This is a genomic window from Cryobacterium sp. Y82 (assembly GCF_002929495.1).
Taxonomy (GTDB): Bacteria; Actinomycetota; Actinomycetes; order Actinomycetales; family Microbacteriaceae; genus Cryobacterium; species Cryobacterium serini.
Genome location: NZ_PJJJ01000018.1, coordinates 1 through 25,971 on the forward strand (window position 1 = coordinate 1; position 25,971 = coordinate 25,971).

A 25,971-nucleotide genomic window follows, 5' to 3' on the forward strand; every position below is an offset into this window, starting at 1 on the left:
AGCCGACAAACCCACCGAGAATGACCGACTCGAACTAGCCGCCTAAACTCCCACTGGCCTCATTCACCTTGACAAATTCCGGGACGCTCCAGGACCTCGTGCAGTGCGAACTTCGTTACGAGTGATTCGGTCGGCAAAGTCGGCTTTCCCCGGTGAGCCCTTGCTGTGTTTTCCTCCTGCGCAGCGAACTCGAGACGTGCACTGTGGCGGTGAACGTGCGCTACGAGCATTTTCACGAGCTGATCGAGTTGCTTCCGCCGCTCCACATTTCGAACCTCTGCTTGCGTGCTCCGCACAGCCGCGGCGACGTCGCGGCCGGTCAGCAGGTCGACCCGGCGCATCCGCTCCGCGACTACCTCCACAGCTCGGGCGTAGACAACGTCCTCTACCGACACAGTCGGAAGCCCAACGCGCGCCCGTGACGACACGTAGGCTTCGGCGAACTCGCGCATGCGGGCACCGTTCTTGAGCATGTGCTCGGTCGGCGATTCAGCGATTCAGCGAACACGGTGAACTGCCGCAGGTGCTCAGGCCGCGACGGGTCATTGAAATAGGCGTCGGCGTCGCGCTCGTTCACCCGACGCTCAGCCGCAGGCGTCGCGTGCAAAAGTTTCGGCGGGAGGCCGGCCCGACTCAGGCTCCGCTTGAGGCGTCGCGCTGACGCGATAGCCTCCAGCTCGGACTTATATACCTCCGGGTCGCTGCGCCTGTTGCGCTGCAACTCCGCCCGGCGCTCCTTGTTGCGGTCGGCCCACTGCCGGGTTATCTGCTTGGTGCGCTCGGGGTCCGCATCCCGCCTGGCCGCGGCCCGGGCGTTCACCTCGTCACGATGAGCCTCGTAGTAACGGTTGTAGTACTCGCGCACCTTCTCGCGATTCTCCGCCACCCACCGCTGCTGATACTCCCGCCAGCGCTCCGGATGCTCCACCCGCCACCGCTTCGCCCGCTCCCTCCACCGCTTCGCCCGCTCCCGCACCTGCGCCTCACGGTGCCGACGAGCCGCGGCCCGACGCATCGAGTCGCGATTGAGCTCCCGGGCCCGGTCAAGGTGTTCCGACCGCCAGAGATGATTCAGCTCGCGGATCCGGTCCGTGAGACGCGTCGAGGCACCCGACTGCTACGACAAACGCGAGAAACGAGGCAACCGCTGGGGCCAGCATGTCAGCCCGGAATCAATGACCTTTCAGCAATGACCACAGACGAAATGCAAAAGTACCCTGATCGCCTTGGCGCTCGGTTGGCTGGCGGGTGACTTCTGGATAGCTGCCATTGAAATAGACTGAACGATTTGAATCGCTCGAATCCGGGTACCAGCCCGCAGTGCCGATCATGCGTTACCGAACCCTACGGCGGGCAGCTGGAGGAACGGAATGGTGCATCGTTCCAACGCCGTCACTGGACGAAAACTCTGGTCTGGATACGGTTGGAGCGGCTCGCGACTCCCATGACAAACTTGACTTACGTGACTTGAGCAGCATTTCTATTGCCTTTCCTTGGCTGGACTAACGAGTCAACACTCAGAATCTAAACTTTCAATGACGGCCCTGATCATCTATAACTAGCGGGACACCGAGCCGGTCAGCGAGGCAATAGACCGCAGCACCAACGGCCTTGTTACCACCCACACAATGATCATGAGAACAAGCGACGCTGCGAAGATCCAAAACCCTACCCAGCTGTCGTCACTGCGAGCGGCGTACATATGGTTGAGATTTCGCAGCGCCCCGGTCGTCAGCACAAGGGTCACGTGCACCGCCGTGAACGCCACGAAAAAGATCATGACCGGAAAGTGAATTGCGCGCGCCACCGTGATCGGCACGAGCTTGCTGAATCGGGATGAGATGCCGGCGGGTGACATTCGCAGCCCCGTGATCAGCGCCAGAGGAGCGGCGATGAACACGACCGCAAAATAGCTGAGCGTCTGAAGTGCGTTGTAGTTGACCCAGCCGTCTTCGACCGGCCAGTTCAATGACAGGTATTGCAGCGCCGCCGACAATGCGTTCGGAATGATTTCATAATCAAGCGGAACGATGCGCACCCACTGCCCCGTCACGAACAGCAGTACATAGAAAACGACACCGTTGATGACCCACAACGTGTCCGATGTGAGGTGCGCCCAGAGGTTGAGGCTGATGCGGGTCGGCGCTCGCTTGGTGCGAATGCGCCCTGTATTGTTGCGCTGCCAGTACGCTGCTGGGCGGGTGGAGGTGCGCACTTGCCAACCGGATCGCACGATGAACAGCAGAAAAAATACGTTCAGGCCGTGCTGCCAGGCGAGCCAAGCGGGGATGCCGACCGGCGCGGTCTCCGGTAACGTAGCGGTCCCCGGGTAGGCCGCGAGAAAGTTCTGGCCGGCCGCGGTCTCCCGCAGAGCCCGGGCAGCCAGAACCAAAGCCAGCAGTATTACGAGGGCGAGGGGTATCGCCCAGAGCAATCGGATGAGAGTTTTCGACGGTCGTGTCATGCGGCGCTGTCGCGGGCGGCGATGGCCGCGATAAGTTGCGGCACCACAGCGAAAACATCGCCGACGATACCGAAGTCGGCGATGTCAAAAATGGGGGCGTTGGCATCCGTGTTGATGGCCACGATGGTGCTCGCTGTCTGCATGCCCGCGCGGTGCTGGATAGCACCTGAGATGCCCAGAGCTACGTAGAGCTCGGGCGACACAGTCACGCCGGTCTGGCCCACTTGGGTAGTTTGCTCGGCGAAGCCGGCGTCGACTGCCGCGCGAGATGCCCCGACCGCCGCCCCGAGCGCTGCGGCCAACTGTTCTACGAGTGCGAACTGTTCACGGGATTGCATGCCTCGGCCCCCTGACACCACTGCGCGTGCGCCACGCAGGTCGGGGCGGTCGGCGCCGGCCTCAACGGCATGAAATGCCTCGATCACGGCAGAGTGGGCTCCGGCCACATCCGTATCCAAAATGTTGATTGTCGCGACCGGATGCTGAACTACAGGAGTCTCGTCGGCCGTACTCTGCCGCAGGGTCAAAATAGCCGGCTTCCCGGTGACCGCCGCGTCGACCAGATAGGAGCCGCCGAAAATGGAGTGCGTCGCTACTATTCGATCGTTGTCCTGCCGTACGTCGAGGGCATCCACGAGGAGTGTGCCGCCGAGGCGCACCGCCAGGCGACCGGCGATCTCTCTACCCTCGATGGAATTGCACAGCAGAACACCGGAGGCGGCGAGCGTGGTGGCGGCAGTAGCCAGTGCCTCAAGTTGCGGCCAATGCATGATCACGCCGACGTGCTCGCTCGCAACCAGGTAGACCTGCTCGGCTCCGAGCGTCCCGAGGTGCTCGCTGATGCGTGCGACCAGTTGCCGGTTATTCGTTATCTCGGCACGCACTGCGGCGACAGCCACAGGGGTTCCGAGCCGCGCCGCTGCACTCAGGAGCTGGGCAGCAGTGTTAGCGATCTCGCCAGCGGGTGTGATGTCGATGAGGGTGATGATGTGTGACACGTGAGTCTCCTTACAAGTGAGATGAGCAGCCGGCAGCGTTAGATCAGGCGTTTGCCAGCGAGAAAGCCGGCCAGCTCGGTTCCGGCGTCGCCGGCGTCGACGATCTTTATCCCGGCGGCGCGTGCGGGGGTGCGTTGGGCAGCGAGAGTGATGGCATCCGCTCGGGGAGCAGTGTCGACTGCCAGGTCTGCGAGGGTCATCACCACGACGGGCTTCTTCTTGGCGCGCATGATGTTTCGAAAAGTGGCGAACCGAGGTGTGGCTGACAGCTCGGTTATCGAGATGACCGCCGGCAGAACGCTGCTCACAGTGAGGGTGCCAGCCTCAGTGGCGCGCTCCCCATGCAAGGCGTCGACTCCGATCACGACCGAATTTAGATTTGTGGCCTGTGACACGCCGAGTAGCTCGGCCACCATTGAGGCAATGACGCCTCCACGACCATCCGTCGATTCGTTGCCAGCGATCACCAGGCCGAAACCTGTCTGACGCAGCGCTGCGGCCAGCACTGTGGCGGTGCGCACCAGATCGGCCCCAGCCAGCAAGGGGTCGAGCACGTGCACGGCAGAATCGGCGCCCATAGCGAGCGCCTTGCGCAGCGAGTCTTTGGCTTGCTCTGGTCCCATGGTGAGCACCACAACTTCGGCATCGTGCGAATCCTGGTACGCGAGCGCTACCTCGAGGGCACGTTCATTGATCTCGTCGATCACAGCCGCGCCAGTGCGGTCAATCCATCCGGTGTTCAGATCGAGCGTGCGCTCATTCCAAGTGTCGGGCACGTGTTTAACCAGTACAACAATTTTCATGACACAACTCCAGCGTTAGCGTGCAGGTGTTCGGCGGCCAGATAGGCCAGGCCGAGTGCAGGAAGCAGCCCGTTACCGGCGAGATAGCCGGCGGCGCCGTGACCAGAGATGCCCATTGCAGCGCCACCGGATGCGTAGAGTCCGGTGATCGCGTCACCCGTGTCGCGCAGTACCCGGCCTTGACCGTCCACTCGCAGGCCACCCTGGGTGTGGAACAGGGCGGGCTGCACGAAGATGGCGGCGAGTTCGCCATTCAGTGGCGCCTCCCAAAGGGTGCGACCGAAGGCATCCGCTGCCCGCGCCGCGGCGTACTCGCGAGTCTCGGCGAGGGTTTGGGTGAGACCCGCGGAGTCGATATTCACGAGTTCGGCTAGCTCGGCCGCGGTGGTGGCCCAGCGGATCCCGTTGAGATTGACGGTGTCCTGGTAGTCCTGAAACGACAGGCACGCCTCGTGAATACGCCGGTCGAGAATGATCCACGCCCGGCCGTTCGCATGCCGGAGCGACTCCTGCGCGTACTCGGAATAGCCGCTGGTCTCGTTGCCGAACCGTGCACCCGCCTCGTTTACGAGAAACCCGCCGTGCATGACCGTGGCCCAGCCGGCAAGGGTGGCCGAGGGCATCGCGAGGGCGGCGTGTCCCTGGTAGGCGTCGAGATAGGCCGTCGCGGCGCCGAGCCGGGCGCCGATTTGAAGCGCCGTTCCGGTGGACTCGTCACTGCCGTAGTAAACGGCGCCGGCGATCTCCGGCAGGTACCGGCCCACGAGCTCGGCGTCAGCGCCGAACCCGTTGGTGGCGAGCAGCACGGCCCGGGTGTGGATCGTCTCGAGCCCCGCAGGTGTATCGACGACCACCGCCGACACGGTGCCGTCGGTCATGATCACATCGATAAGCCGGGCCGGCACGAAGAAATCGATGAGTGGTGAGCTCTGCGCCGCTTCGGCCAGGTGCTTGAGCAACACGGCGCCGGCGCGGCCGGGCACGGTATGGCAGCGCAGCTGAGAGTGCCCCGGGTAGGGAAAATCGGTCACGAGGGACATGGGCAGGCCCACCTCGTCGGCAAGCCATTCCACGAGGGGGCCGCTCACCTCGGCGAGGGCCCGCGCGAGATTCTCGTCGGCCTGCCCCTTGGTCTTGGCCACGATGTCGGCGTAGAACGTGTCGGCGGAATCCGCGATGCCGGCCTCGGACTGCCAGCGCGAGCCCGCCCCGGGGATCATCGCAGTGGACATTGCCGTGTTGTTCGCGCTGAGAAAGTGCTCGCTGGCATCGATGACGAGCACGGACAGCCCGTGCTGCGCCGCCCGGATAGCGGCGGCCAGGCCGCCCCCTCCCCCGGCGACGACGAGGTCGACACCCTCTTCTTCGGTATTGTCGGTCATAGTGCTGCTCCTTGGATCGTGGGCGTGAGAGCGGCCAGGGTTGCCGCGGCGTCGGCGCTGGCGACAAGGGTGGCGACCAGGCTGGCAAGGTGTGCGGTGTCGGCAGACCCGATAAGGGCATCGAGCTTGGCGGTGATCTGCTCGGCACCGAGCGGAGAGTTGTCGGCATCCCCAATGGCGTTGGGCGCTGAGTCAGTGAGCACCGTTCCGTCGCTCAGGGTGATATCGACCCGAACCCAGCGAGCGTCGGGCAGCAGCCTGTCGAAATCGTCCGACGCGGCCATGCGCACCCGAGTGCTGAGCGCCCGCGCTTGGGCGAAGGCCGGCAGCGCCGGGTTCATTGCCTGCGGGTCGACGCGTTCATTAAGCAGGGCGGCCGCCACAACGAAGGGGAAGGAGAACATGGCCGACAGCCGGTTGTGGGCGGTGCCGTCGAACAGCGGCCGTGCCAGGGCTGTGGTGGTCACGAGCACATCGGCCACATCGGCCATGGCGAAGGCGCGCCGCGCCTTGAGCGCCTGGATGATGTCGATCGCGCCGTGCGTGAAAGCGCAGCTTGAGTGCGACTTTACGTAGCCCTCGGTGATAAACCAGCGCTCACCGAGGTCGTCGACCAGGGCTGCGGCGTCGAGGGTGCCGATGATGGTGCCCAGGCTGCTTGCCAGGGCACCGGTGTTGGCGACCAGTCCTGACCCGGCCAGCCGCGCGGCGTGCAACCCCGCTGTGCCGGCGTTGGCGGCCCACAGGTTTCGGGTGAAGTTGCCCTCGAGCGCCATGGACCACGGCGTCACCGTCATAAGCCCACCCGAGGCATCCATCGCCGCCGCGATGCGCTCGGCCGGGTGCCCGGCAACCAGTGCCGCGGCGCACGCCGCTCCCACTGCACCCCAGTGTCCGTGTGGGTGCCACAGCGGATGTCGATCCAGGGCCCGGCCACACCGTGCGGCTACCTCGTACCCCGCGACCACAGCCACCAGGAACTCCGCCCCGGTCACTGCCCGGCGGGAGCGTTGCACTGCGGCCATGGCGGCGAAGACGATGTGCGCCGCCGGGTGGCCCTGCGAATGCTTGTTACCTTCGTCGAGCTCAAGCACGCAGGCCGAGACGGCGTTCAGAAAAGCGGCCTCCTCAGCGGTCGTAGTGTCGCTCGTTCCGAGGATGGGGGCACGGCCAGGTTCGGCGTCCCACTCGGCGAACAGCCGCGTCAGTTCAGGGGTGCGGGCACCGGCCACGGTGACGCCCCACAAGTCAGTGAGCAGCAGGAGCAGTCGTTCGCGCACGCTCTCGGGCAGGCTCTCAAACGTGAGCGCGGCCGCGAATTCGGCCAGCTGGTCGATGGCACGGACCAACGCGGGTCGGTCGGTCATGCCCACGCGACTGCCCGCGGCGACAAGTGTAGTTTCGCGCTGAGGCCGAGCAGTTGCAGCGCGAGGGACGTGGGGTCGACGAGCTTGGTCCCGACGTCCGGTACTTCCACCGCAGAGCATCCGTTGATGACCGCATCGTCAGTGGCGGTGGACAGGAGGTCGCGCGTAGCTCTCGCCCACCGGGCTTCGTCGGAGATGTCATCGACAGAAAGTCCGAGAATTGCGGTGCTGATGGCGGCGCCGTAGAGCGCGAGCTTGCGATCCAGCTCCCGCGCAATCGTATCGTTGCGAGCGACGGCACCCACAGTGAGGCCCTGGCCGAGTAGAAAGGTAGTCGTGAGTTTGAGAATGCCGTAGACCGGCCGGGCAAACAGGCCGGGCGGGCTGTCGACTACCGGGTCGAGAACGCAATCCGGCAGGAAACCGCTCCAGCCCGTACCGTCGACGGCGCGATAGCGCGCAATGAGACATTGCTCCGACGCCACGATGTCGTCGTGCGTCTCGAGTGATCGGGGTACTTCGGAACCGGCACCCAAGTTTTCCACGAGCACACGCACGCCCGCCGGCACGAGCCGGTCGTAGCGATGCTGGCGCCGGGCGATTTCTTCCACGCTCACGGCAATCGGAGTGATGGCAAGTAACTGCAAAACAACCTCAGCTCTGAAGTTGGGGAACGATCCCGAGGACACGGGGATCGTTCGGGTGGAGGGCGAGTGGATGCGCGGTGATCGACATCCAGGGATACAGCGGCAGCGAGGATAGGGCTTCATGAAGTTCGGTGGCATCGGCCACCTCGTAGAGACTCCAGTTGGCCCAGCGCCCAGGAATGCGCCATATTCGCCTGAGTTTCCCGGCGCGGGCAAGAACCTGGCCCTGTTCAAGCTCCCGCTGAAAGATTGCTTCCTTGCGGGCCGCGTCACCGTCGGCCGGCCAGGCTATGTCAATGTGAACGAGAAATTCCATGCCGTGCCCCTTACATACCGAGATAGGCTTTGCGAACCTCGGCGCTGTCGGCAAGCTCTTGCCCGGTGCCCTCAAGCACGACAGAACCGCTCTCGAGCACATAGGCACGATCGGAGATCGCCAACGCCTGTGATGCGTTCTGCTCCACGATCAGCACGGTCGCGCCATCGTCGCGAATCTTCTGGATCGCCGCGAAGACCTGAGCGACCAAGTTGGGCGCAAGTCCGATCGACGGTTCATCGAGCGTGAGACATTTGGGCTGCGCCATGAGCGCACGACCGATGGCCAACATCTGTTGCTGCCCGCCTGACATGGTCTCGGCACGCTGGGTTCGCCGGGATTGCAGAATGGGAAACAAGTCGAAGACACGCTCGAGGGATGCACGAACCGACGATTTCGGCTGCGTATACGCACCCATCACCAGGTTTTCGATGACCTGAAGCCCACCGAACAGCGCCCGGTCCTGGGCGACGTGCACGAGACCGGCCCGCACGATCTGATCCGGTCGGGCGCTCTGCAGGGGAACACCCTCGAACAGAATTTCCCCGCTACTGGGGTGGATGAGACCGGCCAGCGAGCGCAAGGTGGTCGTCTTGCCGGCTCCGTTGGCGCCGATCAGTGATACGATCTCGCCGCTGCCGACGTGCAGCGACAGCTCGTGGAGAATCTCCAGTTTTCTATAGCCTGCACGAACATTCTTGACCTCGAGCAGCATCAGTAGTCCTCTCCTAGATAGGCATCCACGACCGCTACATCCTGGATAACGTCTGCCGGAACACCCAGTGCCAGCTGTTGGCCTTCGTGCATCACCAGAAGTCGCTCCGACAAAGCCAGCACGGCGGCCATGATGTGCTCCACGAACAACACTGTGACGCCGTCCTGGTGAATCTCGCGAAGCAGGTCGATGATTGGTGCCCGTTCCGTCGGCACCAGACCGGCCAGAACCTCGTCGAGCAAGAGCACGCGCGGTTCGAGGGCGAGCGCCCGGGCGAGTTCAAGGCGCTTGAGACCCGCGGTCGGCAAAGTACCCGACATCGCATCTTTATAGGTCCCGAGTCCGACGCGGTCGATCACGTCGGCGGCATGGTCGCGCGCTTTTGGAATGGACCGAATCTTGTTGTGCGAGGCGATCGCCACGTTTTCCAGCACCGTCATGCTTTCGAAAGGCCGCATCAATTGAAAGGTGCGCACGAGTCCGACCGAGGCCACTCGATCGGCCGACCAGCCGGTGATGTCCTGCCCATCAAACACGATCTTGCCTGAGGTCGGGCGCAATTGGCCGGCCAACACCGACAGCAGCGTGGTCTTGCCGGCACCATTGGGGCCAATGATGCCGAGATACTCACGATCGGCGATTTCGAGGTTCACATTGCCGAGGGCGACCAAGCCGCCGAACGACTTGGAGAGCCCGTCAAGAACGAGAAGACTCATTTGCGCCTTCTTTCACGGATTGTGCCGTATATGCCCTTGGGGAGGAACACCACGATCAGGATGAGCAGGATGGCGTAGATGGCGATGTCGAGACCGCTCGTACCGTACAGAAACTCCAAGAATGGCGGCGGGTCCCGCAGGAATCCGGCCACGACAGCGGAGAGCGGACCGATCACGGCGGCGCCGATAAGCGGTCCCCAGATCGTTCCGATGCCGCCGATGACAGCGGGGATGATCGCATCGGTCGAGACGTGCAGCCCAAACGCCTGATCTGGCCCAATGAAGAGGTAGTACTGGGTGTAGAAGGCACCGGCGACGGCGGTCACCGCGCAGCTCAATGCCACCGGAATCAAGCGATACTTCATTACCTTGATACCGAGCGACTCCGCCGCCGTAGGGTCGTCGCGAATGGCTTGGGCAAACTGGCCCGGTCGCGAGTAAACGAACGAGATAGAGACGGCCACCGCGACGCCCAATAGAACGAGCGGAATCCAGTAGTAGTACAGACTGCCCTGGTCAAACTGCAGCATGGACCACGACTCCTCGGGCAGAAGCGGAATGTTGATGCCCTCGCTCTTGTTGAGAAACTCCATGTTGAGCGTGACGAGCAAGAACATTTGAGCAAAGGCGAACGTCGCCAGCGCGAAGTACGAGCCGGCCAGCTTGTACTTCAAACACAAGTAAGCGATGAGAACGCCCACACCCGCCGAAAGACCAGCACCCACGATCATGCCGATCCAGGGAGAGACGCCGAAGGCGGTGAGCAGATAGGCGTTGGTGTACGCGCCCACTCCGAAGAATGCGGCGTGGCCGAAGCTGAACATGCCGCCGTACCCACTCATCAGGTTCCAGCCGACGGCCATGATGGCGAAGACTAGGGTGCGAATCGCCACGGGAAGGGCAGATTCCGGCACGACGAGGGGCAAGAAAGCCATCACGACCAGCACGAGTGCCAGTACCGAAAAATGTAACCGAGCGCCGGTGGGAAGGCGTCGTTTCAGGTCGGCCAGACGCTCTGGCGCGGCAACTCCTAACGCAGTCACTTGTTAGCTCCAAACAGTCCTTGAGGTCGAAGAAATAGCACCAGCACGAACATGCCGAACACCAACAGGAGCGGTCCGCTTCCCGGCAGGAACAACGAGCCGACCGTCTGCAGCAGCCCAATGAAAATGCCGCCCACGAGCGCGCCAGGCACGCTGCCCAACCCACCCAGGACCACGATCACGAAGGCCAGCGTGGTGAATTGGTCGCCCGCCGACGGCACGAGGCTGGTGAACGGGGCCAGCAGTCCCCCGGCAACACCAACGGATGCCGCGCCAAGACCGAAGGTCATCGCGTAGATACGCTTCACGTTTACCCCTACGAGCGACGCGCCCGTTCCGTTCGCCGCGACGGCACGAATGGCGAGACCGAGTGGACTCTTGCGCAGAATCACGATGAGCCCGCCCGCGACGATTACCGCTCCGACGAAGGCGATGATGCGGGGAACATCGGCGATCGCACCGAGAATCTGTACGGAACCCGCGTAGGGAGAAGGCACGTTCAACGGGCGGCCGCCGAAGATCATCAGCAACGTGTTCGAGATCAAAAGAGACAGGCCAAGGGTAACGAGAAGCGGTCGTGAGTGACCGACATCCGTTATGAGCCTATTCATGAGGGTCGACTGCACGAGCCAGCCAAAGCCGAACATTATGGGCGCGCTAAGGACCACGGCCAGATAGGGATTGATACCCGCGGACGACACCATGAAATAGACCAGGTACATGGCCATGGCCAGCATGGCGCCCTGGGCGAAGTTGACAATGCCCAACACCCCGAAAATGAGGGTGAGACCGAGTGAAACCAAAACGTAGACGCCACCGAGCAGCAGGCCCGTTACAACCGTTTGAGTGACCAGATTGCTGTCCTTGCCGCCGAAAAGGTACACCGCAGCGATTCCGAGCACAGTGATGGCGAACAGGCCCAACACAATTCGTCCCCGCTCGGTCGTCAACAAGTTCACACTCCTGGTCGGTGTTTCGACCGGTATGGAGACGTCTACGCTCATGGCGGCTACCGGCTGAACGCAGGAAGGATTGCTTCCTTCGTTGCGATTTCGGTCGGGAAGACCTGCTCTACGGCACCGTCTTGAACCTGCATGACCACGACCGTGGCATTGATGTTCTGACCGTTCTCGTCGAACTCGATCGGCCCGTTGAATTCCAGCAGCGGGTCGGTCAGGCTCAGAGCCGAGATGGCATCGCGCAGCACCTCTGGATCAACTGAACCGCTCTCTTCGAGGGCTGCCGCGATGACCTCTACGGCCTGGTACGACAGCATCGACGCCGTCTCCATTGACTCACCGTTGGCGGCTTCGAAGCGGGTGCGAATGTCAGCGACACGATCGCTCGTCGCGCTGTAGTGGTAGTTGGCACTCAGAATGTTGCTGGCCGCTTCGCCCGCCGCTGCCGGGAACGAGTTGTCGTCGTAGGCGCCGCTGGCGATGCCGAATACCGCCTTGATGTCGGGCTTCAGCGCGTTCACTGCCTCGGCTATGAGCAGGTTGTCAGGAAAGTAGCCGGTGACCACGATGACGTCAGGGTCGCTGGCGAGGGCCTGGGTGACCTGCGTAGTCGCGTCCGAGAAGTTTGCGCCGGAGTAGGTGATCTCGTCGGCAACTGTAATTCCAGTAGCTTCAGCCTCGGTCTTGAAAGCCTCGAATACGCTGCCGCCAAAGGCTCCCTCGATGTGGATGTAGGCGACCGTGTCAATCTCCGTGCCGGTAGCCTCGCCCATCGCGATGAGCGAACGCGCACCGGAGGCTCCCATGCTCGTGGCATCCGGCTGGATGCGGAAGCTGTACGAGTACCCCTGCTCGAGAATCTTGTCGTCGACGGCAACGTCGATGACCAGCGGCACCTTGGCACGTTCCGCGACGGAGGCCACGTTTTGCGTAACGTCTGACTGGTAGGTACCAATCAGGGCCACCGCGCCCTCACTGATCAGCCGCTGCGCTTCGCTCTGGCCGATTTCGGCCTTACCCTGACTGTCACCCTCGTTGAGAACGAGGGTCGCGCCGCCAAGGCTTTCAATGCCGCCGGCCTCGTTGATGTCGGCGACAGCCATCTTGGCGCCCGCATTCATCAAGCCACCGACACCGGAGAGCGAGCCACTGAGCGGGTGGATGGAACCGATGGTTACGCTGTCCACGCTGTCCCCACCAGCTGCCACATTGCTGGTCCCGCTGCAACCTGACATGCCCAGTGCGACCGCTACGGCCACTACAACCAATGTGTGTTTTTTCATGATGCTCCTTTGCTTCATAACCAGTTCCGCTTAGCGGACCGAGAATCGATTCGAGGAATCTCTCAATTCCTATTCTGTCGACTTACCGCCTTATTTACTTACAATTATTTGAAATTTCTCCGAGACCCTTATTCCGCTGAGCGAACCAATGCTGGTTTCGCTCAGCGGAAAGAAGCAGAGACTCTATTCGCCGGACCGGTTAAGGAATCGCCCGCGTGGTGCGCCAACGATCTCACCGTCGGCGAACACTCCGGATCCGCGCAGGTAGGTATCGGTAACCTTGGCCGTGAGCTCGAAGCCCTCGAACGGCGTATGGCCTTGGCTCGAGAGCGAGTCCTCGGCCCGAACGGTGTAGGTGGTTGTGTCGTCAACGAGGCAGAAGTCGGCATCGAAGCCAACAGCCACATTGCCCTTGCCCGCCAGCCCAAAGCGCTCGGCCGGGTTCTTGGAGACCAGCTGCGCGATCGAGTTGTACGAAAGCCCGCGCTTGCGCCCCTCGCTGATGAGCCCAGCCAGGAGATACTCCGCGCCGCCGAAACCGGACTTGGCCAGAAAGACGTCGTCGCGCGGGTCACCGAACTTGGTCTCATCTTTGCAGCAGGCGTGATCGGAGGTCACCCAGGAGAAGTGACCGGCCAGCAGGTGATCCCAGAGCGCGTCAACATCTTCGCGAGAACGTAGGGGCGGGTTCACCTTGCCGCCGAGGTTGGCCGTCGTGAAGTCGGCCAGCAAGTGTCCCACGGTCACTTCCCTGCGAAAGTTGATGTGTGGGAAGGTTGCCTGCATCATCATGGCCGCCTCGATCGCCTTGCGCGAGGTGAGGTGGAGCAGATTGATGTTGGGGAGCTCGGTCTCGTAGGCCAAATACGAGGCGATTGTAATAGCGAGACCCTCAGAGTGCGGCGGCCGGGACGCACTATACGCTTCGAGGCCGGTGAGGGTTCCCTCAGCCTCGACCAGCTTGGTATAGGCACGCATAATTTCGGCTGTCTCGCAGTGCAGGGAAAGTGAGATCTGGTCCTTGATCTTCGCGTACTTGGGATCGCGCCGAGCCTGTTCTATGCCACGCATCACGAATTCAAAGTGCGCAAAGTCATACGACTCGTCTTCGGGGATCATGAGGAACTTACCCTGATCGTTCGAGTTTCCGTGCAGACCGTGAATTCCGTAGAACATAAAGATCTTGAATGACGGAACGCCCATATCGATCAGATCGGAGATCTCGTCGATATGTTCCTTGAGAATGGGGGCAACGTGGAAACCGTAGTCGATGAAGGCGCGTCCCTCAGCAGCGGCCAAAATCTGTGGAAAGATCTCCCGATAAGGGCCACTCTTGTTCATGTAATAGGCGCCGGTGCGAATGTAGGTAATGCCGCTCGTGACGCCGCCCTGCGCGCTCGCGCGGCTCTCAGAGTCGGTATCTTCGCTGAGCTCGTTGTAGATGCCCCAGTGCTGGTGCGCGTCGACGACTCCGGGGAAGAGATGCTTGCCCCCTGCATCGACGACCTTGGCGGCGAGGCTCGCGTCGAGGTCCTGCTCGATCGCCGCGAACTTGCCGTCCTTTACGGCAACATCGAGCCTCTCAGTGGAATCGCTGTCTGGCCGAACGACTATGCAGTTTTTGATGATGAGGTCATAGGTAGACATGGTTCTCTTTCTAATCGTCTAAACGAGAGTGAGTTGCATCGGCGAAAGCGGCCGACAGCAGGGGGTCGACCGCGATCAAGTCCGCGAAGAGGAGCTGAACGCTGGTCGTGTCCTGCAAAGTGCGACAGGTCCGTTCCAGAGAGTCCATCGCCCCCTCTGACATCACGCGCCGGGCATTGTCGCGAAACTTGCGCGTGAGCTGATCGAAGCTCAGCGGATTGCCCGGTCCGCCGCGATTGACCAGAACTTCCTCAACGACTGTGCTGCCGTCATTGAGACGGGCCGTGACCACGGCCGGAAACTGGGAGGGGAAGATTGCGCTGCAGCGGTCATCCGCCACGACGTCGACCTTGTCCATCAGCGCGCGCCGATCGGCATCCCGGGCGAGTTCGTCTGTGTAGTCGTCGAGGCCCACCTCAAGTCCACCACCGCCGAGCAGTCCGGCGGCGATTGCATACGGGCCAGAGAACTGCGCCATATAGCCCGTCTCAGGGCGACGTTTGACCTCGATCGGTTGCCCGATCGTGCGCAAGGTCGGTAATGGCACCCCGAGCGTCACCGACGCTATGTCGGCAGGAACGATGCCCGCGCGACGTAACGCGGCGGCCGCGTCAACGGCCGCGTGGGTGAAGTGGTTCGCCGGGTAGGGCTTGAAGAATATACCTTCAATCGACCACTCCGCGCCCAATCCGGCCGTGATCCCGGTGGCGTCGAACTCGCCATGCAGCCATGCCTCGAAGAAGCCGAACCGCCCCTCGAGTACTGTGGGCGGCCCGGTGAGCCCAACACGCACGAGTTCGACGGCGGTGACGGCCGAGTGAGCGGCCCAGCCACAGTGCATACGCTTGACGGTACCGCCGGTTCGGTTCGACTCGATGATTCCCGAGGCCATCGATGCCGCTACACCAAGCGCGTTGCAGACGTCGGCTTCGGTGCCCGCGAGAGCCGCGACCGCGGCGGCGGCACCCATCGCACCACAGATCGACGTCGCGTGTTGGCCGTGCTCAAAGAAGGTTGAGTTCTTCGTCTCAGTGTTGTATCCCGCCATGCCGATGCGCACACACACCTCCAGGCCAATAGCAATGGCTCGAATCGCGTCTTTACCGCTGGCGCCGGAGGCTTCAGCCGCAGCGAGAACGGCGGGGATGACACTCGCGCTGGGGTGCAGCACCGAGGGAAGATGGGTGTCGTCGTAGTCGAGCGAGTGCGCGAGCACCCCGTTCACGAAAGCTGCCTGCGCGGCGGGCAAGCGACCAGCCACACCGACGGCGCTGGCCTGGGCGACACCGCCTTGAGATTCCACCCATTGACGCACCGCGCGACTCGTGTCGAGAGCAGATGCCGCGGCGCAGATTCCGAGGATGTCCAGCACCCGCGACTTGACGCTCTCCACGACGCCCTCGGGCAGATCGTCGAAGCGCGTCTGCACAGCGAAACGCGCGAGTGACTGCGCCAGGGTGATATTCTGATCGGCGCTCATGCGGCCACCACGGCCAGGGGGCGCACGGGCGAACCCGTTGCCCCGAAGATATTGAGAGGAACGAGCACCAGGGTGAACTCGTAGATCTTACGCGCGGAGAGTTCTTCGAGGTCGAGCGCCTCGACTATGTAGATACCGTTTTCAACGAGAAAAATGCGGTGCGCCGGCAGGTGGGCGTGGCCACCGCCGGGGGCGAGCCGCTCGAAGGCGATGGTGTCGGCGCCGACGGTATGAATTCCCTGAGCGGCCAACCAGGTGGCACCTTCCTCGCTGATGCCAGGAACGCCAGAGGTGCCACCAAGATAAGGGGCTCCCTCGGCAAACTTTTTGCCCCAGCCAGAACGAATGAGTACAACGTCTCCGGCGCGGATGACCGTTCCCTGACTCTGCAACGATTGCTGAAGGTCGTCGACGGTGATTTCTCGGCCGCCCTCCAGATCGGAGACTCCCAGCCAGGTCGGCGGATCGATCAGGATGCCCCGTCGGATCATGGGTTCGATCGTGTGCACCCCGTGTTCAACATACTTTCCGCCCAAGCAGGACGCCGAGGCGTCTACCCCTCCGAATAGTTTGCCATCCTGGCTCACGTGCGCGAGGGCATCGATGTGCGTGCCGACGTGCGTGCCGGTGGTGATCATGTCGTTGGCAGCGCTTCCCCCGTCGCTGCGCATCACGTCGCCGTGGCGGCGCGGCATGGTGTGCCAGAACTGCGGGTGGTTCGGCGATTGCGGCATTCCCACCTTGAGCTGCCGCCCCAGGTCGATGACCTGGACCCCGCTTACAACGGCATCCAACAGAAGGTCACTCATCGAACGGACTCGCTTTCTTTCAGGGCTGTGATGGCAGAACTGTCATACCCAAGCTCGCTCAGGATGCCGTCGGTGTCTTGGCCGAGATCGCGTCCCGTGAACCGGATACTTCCCGGCGTTTTGCTCATACGCCACATGACGTTGTGCTGCAGCAAGGGGCCCAGGTCGTCATCGGGGATCTCGACGAGCATCTCTGTGGCTTGGATGTGCGGATCTTCGACAATGTCGCGGGCGTCGTATACCGGGGCTACGGCTGCACCAGCTTCGGCGAAAATGGCGAGCACCTCGGCTCGCTCGTGCTGCCCCACCCAATCGCTCACGTAACCGTCGAGCAGGTCGACGTGCTGGACCCTCCCGCTGCCGGTAGCAAACCACGGTTGAGTGATGACTTCGGCGTGACCGACGACCTCAAGGACCTTCTCGGCAATGCGTTGGGCGCTCGTCGAGATAGCGACCCAGCGATCATCTTTGGTGAGGTAGGTGTTGCGCGGCGCGTTGTTGGTGGAGCGATTGCCATTGCGCTGCCCGATCAGGCCGAGTTGCTGGTAGACCATAGGACCTGGACCAACGGCTGTCATGATCGGCTCCAGAATGCTGATGTCGATCACCTGGCCTTCTCCGGTGGCGTCACGGTGACGAAGAGCCATGAGCACGGCCGATGAAGCGGCAATGCCGGCAATGCTGTCAGCGAGGCCGAATGCTGGCAGCGTGGGAGGGCCATCCGCTTCGCCGGTGAGGTGGGCGAACCCACTCATCGCTTCGGCAAGGGTGCCGAACCCCGCGCGGGAGGCATACGGGCCGGTCTGTCCAAAACCGGTGAGGCGCAGAACGACCAGTCCGGGGTTCAGCTCGAGAAGCAGTTCGGGGCCTATGCCCCAGCGCTCGAGGGTGCCCGGCCGAAAATTCTCGACCAAGACATCGGCGGTCTGGATCAGCTTGCGAAAGATATCGGCGCCGTCAACGGTACTCAGGCTTAGTCCCAAAGTGCGCTTGTTGCGGCTGATCTCCTTCCACCACAGCGGTACACCGTTCTTGCTCTCGCCATGCCCACGCATGCTATCGCCCTGCTTCGGGTGCTCGATCTTGATCACGTCGGCACCGAAATCGCCCAGAATCTGGCAGCACAAGGGGCCCGCGAGAATGGTGGAGGCATCAAGAACCCGAAGCCCGGCTAGGGGAAGATTTGGCATCATTGCATTTGCTCGTTCCGCTCAAAGAAACAGGTTCGAGTATGAGCCTAACGAGATTTTGTAGAAATGACCATGTAAATTGCCGATTTATCGCGCATCGTGTCGAAAAATAGGAGATCGAACCGCAATTCCGGTCTACTGGTCGAAGCGACGCGGATTAATCGTTCCGCTCGGCGGTACGGCTGAGCGTCTCCTGAGCACCCCGTACCACGGCGGCATCAATCATGCGTCCAGCGACATCGAGGGCTACCCCGCCGCCGGCCAGATCGAAGCGATCAATGACGTCACGCGCTGCGGCTAGCTCTGCCAGGCTCGGGCTGAAGACTGCGTGAATGACGGCTAGTTGTGCGGGGTGGATGGCCGTACGGGAACGAAATCCCAGGTTGAGCATCTTTTGACTGGACTGCTCAAAGGCATCGAGCTCGCGAATGGCGGTCGACGTGGGCGCAAGCGGCGGGCGTAGACCGGCCGCGGCGCAGGCGATGACGAAGCGCGCCCGGATTGAGTCCAGCGCGGGCTCGGCGGCGAGAGTGCGGGCCATGCGCAGGTCGGCCATCAGGTCGACCTCGCCAATGGCAAAAGTGACGAGACGGGGATTGGTGGCCATGGAGTCGAGAGCTTGCAACGACCGGGCATCTTCGACCAGGCCGATGATGCCGATCGGTTCGAGGCCGCGGCTACGCTCGAGGTCGGTGAGCGCAGCAGTCGCCTCCAGCAGCACAGCCGGGGAGCATTTCGCCTGCATAATGCCGGTTAGGCCCGGGCTGACGACGGCCTGCAAATCGGCCATGATGCTGGCTTGATTGATGCGCACCCAGATCTGCTGGCGGCTCGTAGGGTTGGCGGCCAACCAGTCGCGCAGGGCCCGCCGGGCCTCATCTTTGCGGCCGAGTGGTACTGCGTCTTCGAGATCGAAGATCAGCGCATCCGCCGGTCCGTTGCACGCCTTTGCGAAGAGTTCGGGGCGGTCGGCGGGAACGTAGAGGAATGAACGCGGAAGTACAGCGGTGTGGTGCATGGGGAGCTTTCTGTTCAGCGAGCGAGAAGGGAAGTGATGGTGCGCGCTGCCTCAGCGACGTGGTGGGCTTGGCGCTCAGCGGTCTCCGTTTGAAACCGAAACGCCGGGCCGCAGACACTGATGCAACCGAGCACGATCCCGGCCTTGTCGAAGAACGGGGCCGCAACGGCTGCTGCGCCCGTTTCACGCTCGTTGAGCGACATCGCGTACCCGTTGCGGCGCACGCTAGCGAGGGTTGCGAGGTAGTCGGCTTCCGAGAAATCGGAGTGTAAGACCGCGAGCTGCTTCAGGGCCTCACGCACATAGACGTCGGAGAGGTGGGCGAGGATCGCACGACTGGATGCTCCCGAATGTAGGGGGTAACGCACCCCGAGTTCCACCACCATCTTGAATTCTTGGGTGCTCTCATATTGATCGAGGTAGACCCGCTCGTGGCTCGAGACAACCGAAAGTGTCGTCGTCTCGTTGGTCGTGTCACGAAGCCGACGCAGAATGGGACCGGCGACCGCGCGAATGTCGAGCTGGTTCCAGGCTTTGTTGCCCATGCCGATCACGACGGATCCGAGCACGTAACCGGGGGAATCGGGAGCCGATTGCAACAGCCCGCGTGAATTAAGTGACTGCAGAATGCGATGCACGACTGCCTTGCTCAGGCCCAGGCTTCGGGAAATTTCGCTTCCGCCCAGAGCCCCTTCGGCCTGACTGAATAGCAGCAGGATATCGGCGACGCGGTCGGCCGTTTCGGTTCCGCCAACGCTGGCTCCGAGCGTCACGACAGGAATAATCTTCATGTGGCCGCCTCTCAGTTAGGAAGAATACCCGACCAGCGCGCCGTTGCGGGCACCGGCGCCATGTATCGCGCCCACCGGAACCCGCATAGTTCGATAGCGGGGCTACACGTCCGCCCACGCTGGGCGACCTGGCTCGCACTCTGGATTTCTCCGCGAGAAATGGAAAAAGGAACGGCCTCAAGGTATATGCGCGGTGCAAACGCTCGTGGAGTTCGTGGCTGGTCGGATCCATCCAGAGCACGCTGTAACTCTGTCACAGCGTACCGAGTCGTGCCGAATACGATGTACTTATCCACCGGTCAGCTCCCGGAATAGCCGTCGGTGAACCAAATTGTCCACCACGTTCGGACGAGTCGTACGGGACATCGAAATCCGCAGACTCACGATGCGGGCAGCACTCCGAGCATCCTCGATCGTAGGCAGGCTCGTGGGCACCTCCCCAAGTACTTCTTGCATCGCGAGCATCGCGACCAAGGAATCGGTGGGTGCACGCGGCTTTCCCTGATGCGCCCTCGCCTGGTTCTCCATCTCTGCATCGACGCCGTACCGCGCACTATTGCGGTGCACCTGCACCACGACCGTTTTCACGAGTGTTGTCCGTCACGTTATTTGACGATGGCGGCGTCATCGTGTTTGACGATGGGTTTGGGGGTGTGGTCGGCACGGTGACGTGGTGATCGTCAGTGGTGACGGCGGGGATTGTCGTGGTCGTCACGGTGACGGCGGTTTTTGGGCGCGCGGAAACAACCCGGCGCGAGTTTTCAGATTCGCAGGGGTGGGGGCAGGAGTCGGCCGCGGGTGAACAGGCCGATCAGCGTCCACACCGGCAGCGGGCTGTCCCAACGCTGCTGACAGGCCAGCGCCGCGCCGGCCAGGAGGTTCAGTGCGTCGCCGAGCGCGGTTGGCCAGATCACGTCGTGGTTCAGGATGTCAGGATCGGCACGGTACGCGTGCTGCACGCCCTGTTCATACAGCCAGTCGGCGTGAGGGCCCCGTGCCCGGCACAGCCAGCGGCGCACCGTGGAGGCCGGGCGGTCCAGCCGGGCCGCGATCGTGCGGCGCCCGTCGCCGCGCGCCTTCGCCGCCAGGGCAGTACCGATCACCTCGACCGTGTCCGCCCACCGCAGAACCAGTCCGGCGGGCAGGAGCACGTGGGTGACCGCGCACGAGAAGCAACGGGCACGGCGCGGGCGCACTGTGACGGGTGTGTGGCCAAGGCTGCGCACCCTGCGGATGCGGCCATACCCGTGCGGGCGCAACGCGCCAGCGCCACCGGGACAGCCGAGCTTCCCCGCGTCGAGCAGAGCCGAGGCGTGCTCCGGCGAGGCAACCACGAACATCGCGTCCAGCTCCGTTCTGCTGCCACCAGGTCATGTCAGTAAGTCTTCATTACCACACCAGACCGGGGAAGGGGCCATCTCGTGTTGAGGGTTTCGCGGTCGCCGTCACCATGCCGGCCAGCCCGGCCAGAATCAACGCGACGATCCCGGCCCGCGCGTTCGTCCGCGAGCGTCGCTGCTCGTCACGATGACGCCGCCGACGTAGAGAACCACTCGACGCCCCATCGTCACGCACCGTGACGACCTCATCGTCACCCCGGGAGACGTACAACAACAAGTCCATCGAACTGCTGCTGCCGCTCGATACGCCGAACCTCGGCTTTCGTACTCCGCACTGCCGCGGCGACGTCGCGGCCGGTCAGCAGGCCGACCAGCCGGCCATCAACTACGTCATCCGTCTTCACCGTCGCAACGGCGTCCACCTCCATCAGGTCTGCACTTGCATCGATCATCTGCGTATCTCCATTCCAGGATTTACACCAAATAATTTACAGTCCCGCGTGTCGCCCTTGACACGGATCGAGGTGTCGCGATGCTCGGTGACAGCTCCAGGTGGTCCCATACTCCTGTCAACAGGGTGGTCCCATATCACTGGCTAGCGACAAGGTGGCCACCACCAAGTTGAGAAGGAGTCTTTTCGCTGGTGCTCGAGCAGACCAGCGGTGAGGCGCAACCACGCCAATCGAGCTCATGGGAGACGACGCTCACCCGCGCCACAGGTGGAGCTCATAGAGCTCAATATTCAGATGAGTATTTGATGCCTCCAGAGCCACGAAGTCGTGCGGTTCAGAGCCACCGGTCGTGCCGAAGAGAGCCAGCGTTGGTGCGGCTGTGGGCCGCTGGCTTTCTCCGCCCGATTCTTAGGCGATAGTGAGGGCCGCTACCTCCTCATGTTGTCGGTGCCGCTATCAACCCAGACGGTGTTGTGATTAATGCGGTCCATGATCGCGTCGGCGTGAACACCCGAGCCGGGGCGCTGTTGCCAGGCCTTCTGCTGAAACTGCGTGCAGAACACCGTTGAGTTCTCCCCGTAGCGGCGTTCCATCAGCCCCAGCAGCATGCCGCTCCGGAATGGAGGGGGTTTCGAAACGGATAGCTCGCCACGGGTCATCTGCAAATACTTGGCTCTGCACGGGGGCGGACAGTTATAGCCCCACCACAAGAGGCTGGATCCTGCGAAGCACGAATGTGGTCATCGGGACTTCACCGCTTCCGCAGCACTCGTACCGGCAATTCGGCCGAAAACCGACCCCGAGGTAAGGCCACTCCCGCCCGGATAGTTGCCCGAAAAGAGCCCGCCCACCATCTCGCCGGCCACGTAAAGGCCGGGGATAGGCACATCGTGGTCATCAACGGCTTGTGCGTTGTCATTGATCTTGACCCCGCCGAAGGTGAACGTGATGCCGCATGAGACCGCGTAGCCGTAAAACGGCCCCGTTTCCAACGCTAAAGCCCAGTTTGACTTGGGGAGGCTCACGCGAGCCGCCCGCCCGTCTTTGACCGCCGGATCGAATGGCATCTCGACAATCGACGCATTGAATTCATCGACAGTCTGCTTCAAGCCCGCCACATTAATGTTGAGCTTTGCCGCCAATTCTTCAACAGTGTCCGCCGTTTCACAGGTGATCGGGGCGGAGTCGTACTCCTGGGTACGAAGCATCGGTCGCGTGGTGGCGTCGAAGAGCTGGAAGGCAATCCCCTGCGGCTGACGCAGGATTTCTCGACCATATTTCGCGTACGTGTAGTTGCGGTAGTCGGCGCCCTCATCGACGAAACGGTTTCCTTCGACGTTCACCACGATGCCCAGCGGATAGCTCTGCCGAGTCATCTGGTTCGTGAGTTCGCGATTGCCGCCGTTCGGCGGCCCGCCCGCGTCCCACGCCACGCTGTGGCACGACGACCAATCGCCAAATCGCTGTGCACCGGCAGCGAGCGCAATGTCGAGCACCTCTCCGGTATTCGATGGGTTTCCTCGTACGAGGGCCTTTCCCCACCCTGGACCCAAATATTTTTCTCGGCGCTCGGAATCTGCTTCAAAGCCGCCAGCGGCCAACACTACGCTAGCAGCGTGAACCGTTATTTTTTCACCGTGAGCATCGGTGTATTCCACACCGACCACCTCCCCGTCGGGGCCGCGCAGTAAAGACGTCATGGTGGCGCGGTACCGAATGTCGACGCCGGATGCCCGAGCGGCGCTCGTGTGCTGAGCGATCAAACCACGACCGCCGTCTACCGTTCCGACAACAAGATTGCCGAAGAAAGTCCAGCCGCCGTCGCGCTCAAAAGACTGACGTTCATACATGAGCCGAAACTGGATGCCTTTAGAATGCAACCATCGTAAGGTGTCGGTCGAGCGCGACACCAGAGTGTCCGTCAGGCGCCGATCGCAGCGTCCGTCCGTTATTCTCACCATGTCGGCCGCGAATTCCTCGGCCGGGTAGGGCGGGACAACCGTTTTGGCTATCCGCTGGCCGGTGAGATCGTCGTCGAGCACATCCAAGAGATCGCGGATGTCGTCATAGATCACCCGGTACGCGCCCGCCGTATAAAAACTGTTACCGCCGGCCGCCGCCTCGCTGGTCTTCTCGAGCAGAACAACAGAAGCACCGTTCTCGATCGCCGCATGCGCCGCACTGAACCCGGCGTTTCCCCCGCCGACAATAACCACGTCTGCGCGCTCGGCAATTTCCGTTTTTTCACTGTTCATAAGCGACACCACTTTCAGAGGTTTCAATGTTCTGGGCATTCTCGGTTTTGGTCACGGGGCCACCGCCCGCTACCAGGCTCGCCCCCGTCCAGTGCTCCCACAGTTTCGCGATCGCGGCGTAGTCAAGCCGGCCGAGATCTTGCGCCAGGGCAAGTTCATAGGCCGTGTGTGCACCTTGAATCGCAAACAGCGGCACTCCGACACTTTGTGCCAGCTGCAGAGCGAGTGTTGAATCTTTCCTGGCGGCCTCGGTGGGCATTCCACCGTCGTAGTCAGCGTTCATTACACGATCGGCGACCCGGTGAGTGAGGGGGCGTATCAGCCCTGCGTTCGGGTCTCGCAGCAGGTCTACCAGCTGCTCGATTCGCAGTCCCGATTTGACGGCCATTGTCGAGGCCTCAACTAGAACGACCATAACCGCATGAGCGACCGCATTGTTAATCACCTTCGCGGCCATGGCGCTGCCACTTGGCCCAATGCGAATGATGCGGCTGCTCATGGTGCCGAACATATCGTCGAGCCGGTCGAGCACCTCGCCATCGCCACCGGTCAGGAGAGTGCTATTACCGGCGCTCATTCCAGCGACGCCGCTCAAGATTGCGGCGTCGACCACGGCGCTCTCGCCGGCAGCACCGACGAGCGTCGCCATGTCTGCCGGATTGACGGTGCTGGTCTCCACGATGACGCTTCCGGGTTTCAGCCCGGGCGCGAGGGCTGTCACCACGTTGAGGGAGATCGCGGGCACCGGCAATGAAAGTATGACAACGGATGCCTGCGCCAACTCTGCTGCCTCGTCGACGACCTGCACTCCCATGCGTCGGGCGTCTTCTCGGCGCGCCGCATCGAGATCAAAGCCGATAACGCGATAGCTGCGCACGAGGCGGGAAGCTATTGCGGCTCCCATATTGCCCAGGCCGCAGAGCGCCACAACGCCGTCGGTTGGTAGGGCGCTGCCCCGGTCACCATCGGTATCCATCGGTGAGTTCATCGCTCGGTTCCCGCCATCAAGGAGTCTGAGGTGGTCGTGTCGAGGTCGATCACGACAGTTGCCTTGGGGCGTTGACGATCTGCGCCAGGGCCGGCAGCAGATAGTCCCGAAATCGTGGCGGGTTTTCGGCATGGGGAAAATGCCCAAGCTCAGTCATGACCGAAAAGACGGCTCCCGGAATCTTCTCCGCCGTCGCACGGGACATTTCGGGGGTGCAGGAGTAGTCGTATTCTCCCGTCAGCATCACCACCGGGCACCGGGCGGTATCGATGTGCGCCACACGGTCGCGCCCGTCCCATTCTGCGCTGTAAAAGAAAATGTCGCCGTAAAAGGTGCCGTAGCCACCCTGGGAGTACCCCCACCAGATTTCGTCTCGGTACTTTTTTGGACTGTGCGGGGCCATCAGCCCGTCGACCCATTCGGGCACAAATAACGACTGGTTCACCAACGGATGCTGCGCCCACGCAACCTGACGTCCTTCGATCTTCTCACTGGCCTCACACGGTACGACTCCCCCGATTTCATCCGGGTGGCGATACGCGAGTTCGAGGCAAATAGCGCCAGCCATCGAAGCACCCACAACTATAGGCTGCGCCAACTTCAGGCTGCGCACGACGCTCATAATGCAATCGATATAGCTGTCTGTAGTCAAAGCCTGGGCGCCTGGCCGCACACCATCAAGCTGATCTGAGCGGCCGTGACCGGGAAGGTCGAACGCAACGAGGCGAAAGTGATCGGTAATGCGCGCATCGTTCATCAGGTGTCGAAATTGGCGCGAATCGGCGCCAGCCGTGTGCAGCAGCAGTACATCTTGGCCAGCACCCGCTTGCTCGACATAGATCGTTGTGGTCCCAGTCCCCAGCGCGATCGGGATGTAAGAGCCAGAGCGCGCGTCGGCTACGGCATCGACAACGGCGGCGGGTGCGCGGTCTGGGCTACCCGAGGCAACGCCCCTGGCCAGTTCAAGAATCCGTCGAACAATGTGCACGTGCTGCACGAAGGCGAGCTCGTCACCCTCGACTCTGGCGCTCTCCACCCGCATGAGCATTCCGAAGAAATTCTGGTATGCGGGCGGGGGGAGCTTTTCAAGAAAAAAGTCCCAGTCGCCTTCCTCCGCCTTCAACGTGAATGCGGGCTCACCCTCGCTTACATCTAGTTTGCCGTTTGCCGCAGTGAACACGACCGTCTCGGCACCGTAAGCGATAGCAAAGGTCACCTGCGCCACACCAATTAGCCTGATCAGGTCGCCATCACCGTGAGCGACTGTCCCCCACGCTGCAACGAATTCTCGCCAGTTCCTGCGGGGCT

The 25,971-nt window shown here is 62.3% G+C and carries 27 protein-coding genes; all 27 read right to left on the reverse strand.

The window, feature by feature from the left end; genetic code table 11:
* Positions 1-385: 385 nt before the first annotated feature.
* Positions 386-886: a hypothetical protein gene (locus tag CXY70_RS01015; protein ID WP_146066017.1), complete on the reverse strand. Its 501-nt coding sequence runs from the start codon at positions 884-886 to the stop codon at positions 386-388.
* 672 nt (positions 887-1,558) lie between these two features.
* Entirely contained in the window at positions 1,559-2,464 is a 906-nt protein-coding gene (locus CXY70_RS01020; RefSeq protein WP_104190549.1) for a cytochrome b/b6 domain-containing protein, read from the reverse strand.
* Complete coding sequence (locus CXY70_RS01025; protein WP_104190550.1) at positions 2,461-3,462, reverse strand: electron transfer flavoprotein subunit alpha/FixB family protein; 1,002 nt, start codon at positions 3,460-3,462, stop codon at positions 2,461-2,463. The genes CXY70_RS01020 and CXY70_RS01025 overlap by 4 nt, the downstream gene beginning before the upstream one ends.
* A gap of 38 nt (positions 3,463-3,500) precedes the next feature.
* Positions 3,501-4,265, reverse strand: a complete 765-nt coding sequence (locus tag CXY70_RS01030) for an electron transfer flavoprotein subunit beta/FixA family protein (protein ID WP_104190551.1) — start codon at positions 4,263-4,265, stop codon at positions 3,501-3,503.
* Entirely contained in the window at positions 4,262-5,647 is a 1,386-nt protein-coding gene (locus tag CXY70_RS01035) for an FAD-binding protein (RefSeq protein WP_104190552.1), read from the reverse strand. The genes CXY70_RS01030 and CXY70_RS01035 overlap by 4 nt, the downstream gene beginning before the upstream one ends.
* Positions 5,644-7,014: an MmgE/PrpD family protein gene (locus CXY70_RS01040; protein ID WP_158250866.1), complete on the reverse strand. Its 1,371-nt coding sequence runs from the start codon at positions 7,012-7,014 to the stop codon at positions 5,644-5,646. Before CXY70_RS01040 ends, CXY70_RS01035 begins: the two co-directional genes overlap by 4 nt.
* Positions 7,011-7,631, reverse strand: a complete 621-nt coding sequence (locus CXY70_RS17670) for a hydantoin racemase (protein WP_158250867.1) — start codon at positions 7,629-7,631, stop codon at positions 7,011-7,013. Before CXY70_RS17670 ends, CXY70_RS01040 begins: the two co-directional genes overlap by 4 nt.
* 37 nt (positions 7,632-7,668) lie before the next feature.
* Positions 7,669-7,977, reverse strand: coding sequence for a muconolactone Delta-isomerase (locus CXY70_RS01045; protein ID WP_092452713.1), 309 nt, complete (start codon positions 7,975-7,977; stop codon positions 7,669-7,671).
* A gap of 10 nt (positions 7,978-7,987) precedes the next feature.
* Positions 7,988-8,689, reverse strand: coding sequence for an ABC transporter ATP-binding protein (locus CXY70_RS01050; RefSeq protein ID WP_092452808.1), 702 nt, complete (start codon positions 8,687-8,689; stop codon positions 7,988-7,990).
* 2 nt (positions 8,690-8,691) lie between these two features.
* On the reverse strand, positions 8,692-9,408 hold the full coding sequence (locus CXY70_RS01055; protein ID WP_104190554.1) for an ABC transporter ATP-binding protein: 717 nt from the start codon (positions 9,406-9,408) through the stop codon (positions 8,692-8,694).
* The gene (locus CXY70_RS01060; RefSeq protein WP_199183320.1) at positions 9,405-10,451 is read right to left on the reverse strand and encodes a branched-chain amino acid ABC transporter permease; all 1,047 of its coding nucleotides are present in this window, start codon (positions 10,449-10,451) and stop codon (positions 9,405-9,407) included. Before CXY70_RS01060 ends, CXY70_RS01055 begins: the two co-directional genes overlap by 4 nt.
* Positions 10,448-11,404 carry a branched-chain amino acid ABC transporter permease gene (locus CXY70_RS01065; protein ID WP_233205659.1) on the reverse strand — a complete coding sequence of 319 codons (957 nt, stop codon included), beginning with the start codon at positions 11,402-11,404 and terminating at the stop codon, positions 10,448-10,450. Before CXY70_RS01065 ends, CXY70_RS01060 begins: the two co-directional genes overlap by 4 nt.
* A gap of 56 nt (positions 11,405-11,460) precedes the next feature.
* Positions 11,461-12,693 (reverse strand): ABC transporter substrate-binding protein, encoded by a 1,233-nt coding sequence (locus CXY70_RS01070; protein ID WP_199183322.1) that lies wholly within the window; start codon positions 12,691-12,693, stop codon positions 11,461-11,463.
* 183 nt (positions 12,694-12,876) lie between these two features.
* The gene (locus tag CXY70_RS01075; RefSeq protein ID WP_104190557.1) at positions 12,877-14,340 is read right to left on the reverse strand and encodes a dihydroorotase family protein; all 1,464 of its coding nucleotides are present in this window, start codon (positions 14,338-14,340) and stop codon (positions 12,877-12,879) included.
* A 10-nt stretch (positions 14,341-14,350) separates the two neighbouring features.
* On the reverse strand, positions 14,351-15,820 hold the full coding sequence (locus tag CXY70_RS01080; protein ID WP_104190558.1) for an MmgE/PrpD family protein: 1,470 nt from the start codon (positions 15,818-15,820) through the stop codon (positions 14,351-14,353).
* Positions 15,817-16,629, reverse strand: coding sequence for a cyclase family protein (locus CXY70_RS01085; RefSeq protein WP_104190559.1), 813 nt, complete (start codon positions 16,627-16,629; stop codon positions 15,817-15,819). Before CXY70_RS01085 ends, CXY70_RS01080 begins: the two co-directional genes overlap by 4 nt.
* Positions 16,626-17,822 carry a CaiB/BaiF CoA-transferase family protein gene (locus tag CXY70_RS01090; RefSeq protein WP_199183323.1) on the reverse strand — a complete coding sequence of 399 codons (1,197 nt, stop codon included), beginning with the start codon at positions 17,820-17,822 and terminating at the stop codon, positions 16,626-16,628. Before CXY70_RS01090 ends, CXY70_RS01085 begins: the two co-directional genes overlap by 4 nt.
* A 154-nt stretch (positions 17,823-17,976) precedes the next feature.
* Entirely contained in the window at positions 17,977-18,837 is an 861-nt protein-coding gene (locus CXY70_RS01095) for a CoA ester lyase (protein WP_104190560.1), read from the reverse strand.
* A 14-nt stretch (positions 18,838-18,851) separates the two neighbouring features.
* Positions 18,852-19,628 carry an IclR family transcriptional regulator gene (locus CXY70_RS01100; protein WP_104190561.1) on the reverse strand — a complete coding sequence of 259 codons (777 nt, stop codon included), beginning with the start codon at positions 19,626-19,628 and terminating at the stop codon, positions 18,852-18,854.
* A 288-nt stretch (positions 19,629-19,916) separates the two neighbouring features.
* A complete protein-coding gene (locus CXY70_RS01105) occupies positions 19,917-20,216 on the reverse strand; it encodes a hypothetical protein (RefSeq protein ID WP_146066018.1) in 300 nt (99 codons plus the stop codon).
* Positions 20,217-20,389: 173 nt separating this feature from the next.
* Complete coding sequence (locus CXY70_RS01110; RefSeq protein ID WP_104190563.1) at positions 20,390-20,968, reverse strand: RNA polymerase subunit sigma-70; 579 nt, start codon at positions 20,966-20,968, stop codon at positions 20,390-20,392.
* 49 nt (positions 20,969-21,017) lie between these two features.
* A complete protein-coding gene (locus CXY70_RS17675; RefSeq protein ID WP_158250868.1) occupies positions 21,018-21,251 on the reverse strand; it encodes a hypothetical protein in 234 nt (77 codons plus the stop codon).
* Entirely contained in the window at positions 21,220-21,420 is a 201-nt protein-coding gene (locus CXY70_RS01115; RefSeq protein WP_104190564.1) for a hypothetical protein, read from the reverse strand. The genes CXY70_RS17675 and CXY70_RS01115 overlap by 32 nt, the downstream gene beginning before the upstream one ends.
* 428 nt (positions 21,421-21,848) lie before the next feature.
* Positions 21,849-22,079 (reverse strand): ATP-binding protein, encoded by a 231-nt coding sequence (locus tag CXY70_RS01120; RefSeq protein WP_104190565.1) that lies wholly within the window; start codon positions 22,077-22,079, stop codon positions 21,849-21,851.
* Between the two features lie 81 nt (positions 22,080-22,160).
* Positions 22,161-23,675, reverse strand: coding sequence for an FAD-dependent tricarballylate dehydrogenase TcuA (gene tcuA, locus CXY70_RS01125; protein ID WP_233205660.1), 1,515 nt, complete (start codon positions 23,673-23,675; stop codon positions 22,161-22,163).
* Entirely contained in the window at positions 23,665-24,651 is a 987-nt protein-coding gene (locus CXY70_RS01130; RefSeq protein ID WP_233205661.1) for an NAD(P)-dependent oxidoreductase, read from the reverse strand. The genes tcuA and CXY70_RS01130 overlap by 11 nt, the downstream gene beginning before the upstream one ends.
* Positions 24,652-24,712: 61 nt before the next feature.
* Entirely contained in the window at positions 24,713-25,888 is a 1,176-nt protein-coding gene (locus CXY70_RS01135; protein WP_199183325.1) for an alpha/beta fold hydrolase, read from the reverse strand.
* Positions 25,889-25,971 lie beyond the last annotated feature (83 nt).